The organism is Candidatus Aquicultor sp., from assembly GCF_054640775.1.
This window is the reverse complement of sequence record NZ_JBTSLF010000214.1, coordinates 1-3,966: the sequence shown is the minus strand read 5'-3', so window position 1 is coordinate 3,966 and position 3,966 is coordinate 1. Positions and strand designations below refer to the sequence as shown.

Genomic DNA, 3,966 nt, shown 5'->3' with positions numbered 1-3,966 from the left:
AATTTTTGAAAGATGCCAATAAAGAGATTGACCCCACGAGTGTTTGATAATTACTCCCATTCCGTCTGAGTCTGCAACGTCATCGTCGAAAATAATATCTCCATCGTCTACTGCAGACACCGGTGTACCCACTGAGGCTTTAAGGTCAACCCCGTTATGCGGATAGCCAAACTGTTTTAAATACCAGTCAGTAGCCGCTCCAAAAGGCCAGTTAATAATCAATTCTCCCTCTAATGGTTTTACTATTTTTATATCCATATTAGCCCTCCCATTTATCGCCATAAAAATACTGCATAAGTCCGCAACAAAGCGTGTAGATAAATTCCTGAATACTTTTCAGTTGGTCGTCCGGTAAGTTTGGGTAATATTTTTTTATTACTTCTATCTCCAACATATTTTTATTTTTCCTTGACGTACCAGTCATGCGGGGGAATTTCCAAAGCTTCCCCGACTTTTTTAACATTTGATGGGCGTGTGGGTTTTCCTTGTAGTAATCTATTAACTGTTTGTGGTGCAACTTCTGCTTCTAATGCTAACCCCATTCTTGAAAGACCTTTTTGGAGACGAGCCTTATCAAAAAGCTCGGAGTTTATTTTAGGCTCATTATCGTTTAACTTATTTACATTATTATTCATAAGTGTTAAGAGAATTTAACAGAACATAACCAGTTTATAAGTTTGTTTACTTTCAGTCAATAAACTTTCTTTTAACTATTGTTGACAATTTTTAACTAATTTGATACCTTATTATAAGAAGGTTATTTTTATGCGCAAAAAGATAAAAGAAATTAAAAAATCTCCGCTAAGAAGTCCTGAAGAATTCCGTGATTTGGCAGATTATCTTTACTATCTGCGGACTCATCGAAAGTTAAGTATGCGAGATGTGGAGATGGCGGCTAAAGAGCTTCTCCGAAGAAAAATCATAAAAAAAGAGGGTCTTATCTCTTATGCGTATATCTCCAACATAGAAAGCCGCAGAGTAAGCAATCCTTCTCCAATTATTTTAAGAACCTTAGCGATTGTTTTTGGCGTAGATCAGGAAATGATGTTTGAAAAAGCTGGTTATCTTGACAGTAAACGCCCTAAGCTAGAAGAAGATGTTGCTTTTACTCTGATGTTAAAAGAAGTTCCCAGAATGACAGATGATGAAAAGCAATCATTGCTTGATTATATAGACTTCGTTAAATCGCGAAGGAAAAAATATGATAAAGGCCCTAAAAAGGGCTAGGGAAATTTTACAGCGATGTAATCTATCCTCTGCCCCAATAAATTTAGATAAAATTATAAAGCGTGAAGGTATAAACCTTGATGATTGGCATTTCGCCGGAAGAATCAACGAGGCTTACCTTGGCGATAGTATTGGCATTAAAAACACCGTCAATCCGAGAAAGAAACGGGAGTTAATTGCCCATGCGCTAGGACACCATTTTCTTCATACAGGCAACCACTTATATTTTGAAGAACATGACCAGTTTGTTACTTTCAAACAAGAATACGAAGCTCAATGTTTCGCGGCAGAACTCCTTATTCCTACCTCAATACTCACACCGATAAAAACTAGGCCAATTCATGAATTAGCCGAGCATTTTTCCGTAACCGAAGAATTAGTAAAATTTCGCTTAAAAGTTTTAGAGGGGGAAACATAATGGCTATTGCAATGCTTATTTTTATGGATGAATCCGGTGATACTGGATTTAAGTTCAGTAAAACTTCCAGTAAGTTTTTTGTTTTAGTTATCGTAATCTTTGATAGTTTGAGTGTTGCCGAAGATGCAAACGAAGCCGTAAAGAAAGTCAGAAAAGAGTTAAAACTACCAGAGGGTTTTGAGTTTAAGTTTAGCACCAGCACTTCAAACAAAGTTAAGACAGTTTTCTTACAAAAATTATCTAAGTACAATTTTCGTTATAGAACAGTCGTTGTTGATAAAACCATTCTTTCTAAACGTGATCCTTTGTACCCCAAAGACAGTTTATACATGCTGGTTGCAGATCATCTCTTTTTAAGAGCGCAGGGACGGATGATAAACGCCTCTGTTTTTATAGACCGCACTTCTAAATCTTTTATGGATGACTTTGATAGTTATTTAAAAAAGCGATTGAATACTAACATTGCTAAGATTATCGGGAGAATAAAACATCAAGATTCAAGAAGTAATAATTTACTCCAACTTGCCGATATGGTTTGTGGTGCAATTTATCGAAAATACAATCGTGGGGAAGACAAGTTTTACAAGATTGTTAAGAAAAGAGAGGAAGATTTATGGAAGCCTTATTGAATAGAAAAAAGTCGATCTCTGTGGCCAAGACGGATCACTTTTTATGGTGCCGACATTCGCTCCCTAACAGTAAGGTACTTTCACCACCGAGATCATTCGGTAACAGTAATATAACAAATCTAGGGTTAAAAAGCAAGTGGAAAATATGAGAGCCTTAATCTATCTTAGAGTTTCAACAGATGAACAAGCCGATAAGGGGTTATCTATCCCTGCCCAGCAAGACGCCTGCTTAAAATATGCAGAGCTAAAACAGTGGAAAGTTAATCTCGAGAAAGATATTTTTACCGATGCCGGAGAATCTGCAAGGAGCGCTAACCGCCCAGCACTTCAGGAATTGCTTAGCCGTTGTAAGAAAGACAAAGAAGTCAATGCAATTATTGTCCATAAACTTGATAGGTTAGCCCGCAATGTTGGCGATCATGCCGCCATAAAAACTATTCTAAGAAAACACGAGATTCAGTTATTTTCAGTTGTAGAACCGGTTGACGGTAGTCCAACAGGGGAACTTCTGGAAAATATCATGGCTTCCGTTGCAGAGTTCTATTCTGCTAATCTAGGACAAGAGGTTAAAAAGGGTATGACGCAAGCATTTAAGAAAGGCCGTTGGCCAACAGGTGCTCCACTCGGGTATTTCAATAAGAAAGAACCAAACGGCGACGGAAGTTTAATAAAGACAATAGAAGTAGACCCTATTCGTGGCCCAATGATTCAAAAGATTTTTCGTTTATTTGCTACCAATAAATTTACCAAAAATGCAATCGCTGATGAATTAAAGAAGATAGGATTTAGGACTAGAACTAATAGGTGTCTTACCCCAAGCAATGTAAAACACACCCTTTCAAACAAATTCTATATGGGCATGATGCAATGGGGCGGGCATGAAATGATGGGTACTCACGAGCCTTTAGTTTCCCCTGAACTTTTCTATAGAGTCCAAGATGTTTTGGTACTGCGAAGTAAAAATACCACACGAAACAATAAATATAAGTTTTCGCTAAGAGGGGTCTTACTTTGCGCTAAATGTGGCAGAAGATTTGTTGCCGAAAGCCACAAGCACGGAAGGTTTAGTTACTATCGTTGCAGTTCCGCCGCTCGCTGGGGCTTGCACTGTGACCAAAAAATGGTGCCGGATCATGTGATTTATAAACAAGTTCTAGCTCTTTTTAAGAAGATGAAATTACCGGATGATGTAATTTCACTGGCCAAAATTCAAATACAGCAAATGGAAGAAAACCGAACGCAAGGAGTTGGTAACGAAAGAAAGGGCATCAGAGAAAGAATTGCGAAGATGGAAGAACAACAGCAAAAGTTGCTGGATGACCGGCTTGAAGGACTTATTGATAAAGACCTTTGTTATAAAAGACTTTCACAAATACAGCGTGACCTTGATCTTAGCAATGTGAGGCTCAAAGAAATACAAGACGACAATAATGCAAATTATATGGCCTTGAATAAAACGATTGACGTTCTAGGAAACCTTTATAAACTCTATAAAAACTCTGATACTCCAACTCGCCATATGTACCACAAGGCGTTCTTTGAAGCGATAGTTGTAGACGAAAAAAAGATCATCGGCCTAAAATGGAAAGTTCCGTTTAGCACGCTATATCAATCTAATTCTCGGTCTGTTTTACAACCATTTGGTGAGCCGGACAGGATTCGAACCTGTGACCAAGAGCTTAAAAGGCTCCT

6 protein-coding genes are annotated in these 3,966 nt (G+C 37.9%); 4 read left to right on the top strand and 2 right to left on the bottom strand.

Features of this window, described 5'->3' with window-relative positions:
- A partial coding sequence (locus tag ACYC56_RS12970; protein WP_461374594.1) for a peptidoglycan DD-metalloendopeptidase family protein occupies positions 1 to 258 on the bottom strand: 258 nt, incomplete at its 3' end.
- Between the two features lie 140 nt (positions 259 to 398).
- Positions 399 to 635, bottom strand: coding sequence for a helix-turn-helix domain-containing protein (locus tag ACYC56_RS12965; RefSeq protein WP_461374593.1), 237 nt, complete (start codon positions 633 to 635; stop codon positions 399 to 401).
- A gap of 130 nt (positions 636 to 765) precedes the next feature.
- On the opposite strand from ACYC56_RS12965, the gene ACYC56_RS12960 reads away from it, so the two are divergent.
- The 4 genes from ACYC56_RS12960 to ACYC56_RS12945 all read left to right on the top strand — a co-directional run.
- Positions 766 to 1,227, top strand: a complete 462-nt coding sequence (locus ACYC56_RS12960) for a hypothetical protein (RefSeq protein WP_461374592.1) — start codon at positions 766 to 768, stop codon at positions 1,225 to 1,227.
- On the top strand, positions 1,202 to 1,645 hold the full coding sequence (locus ACYC56_RS12955; protein WP_461374591.1) for an ImmA/IrrE family metallo-endopeptidase: 444 nt from the start codon (positions 1,202 to 1,204) through the stop codon (positions 1,643 to 1,645). Before ACYC56_RS12960 ends, ACYC56_RS12955 begins: the two co-directional genes overlap by 26 nt.
- On the top strand, positions 1,645 to 2,274 hold the full coding sequence (locus ACYC56_RS12950; RefSeq protein ID WP_461374590.1) for a DUF3800 domain-containing protein: 630 nt from the start codon (positions 1,645 to 1,647) through the stop codon (positions 2,272 to 2,274). Before ACYC56_RS12955 ends, ACYC56_RS12950 begins: the two co-directional genes overlap by 1 nt.
- 145 nt (positions 2,275 to 2,419) lie before the next feature.
- Positions 2,420 to 3,966: recombinase family protein (locus tag ACYC56_RS12945; protein WP_461374595.1), on the top strand; the 1,547-nt coding region annotated here is incomplete at its 3' end.

Excerpts from the sequence above, each read along its gene's own strand:
- ACYC56_RS12965 (WP_461374593.1), bottom strand. The coding sequence starts at position 635 with ATGAATAATAATGTAAATAAGTTAAACGATAATGAGCCTAAAATAAAC.
- ACYC56_RS12960 (WP_461374592.1), top strand. The coding sequence starts at position 766 with ATGCGCAAAAAGATAAAAGAAATTAAAAAATCTCCGCTAAGAAGTCCT.
- ACYC56_RS12955 (WP_461374591.1), top strand. The coding sequence starts at position 1,202 with ATGATAAAGGCCCTAAAAAGGGCTAGGGAAATTTTACAGCGATGTAAT.
- ACYC56_RS12950 (WP_461374590.1), top strand. The coding sequence starts at position 1,645 with ATGGCTATTGCAATGCTTATTTTTATGGATGAATCCGGTGATACTGGA.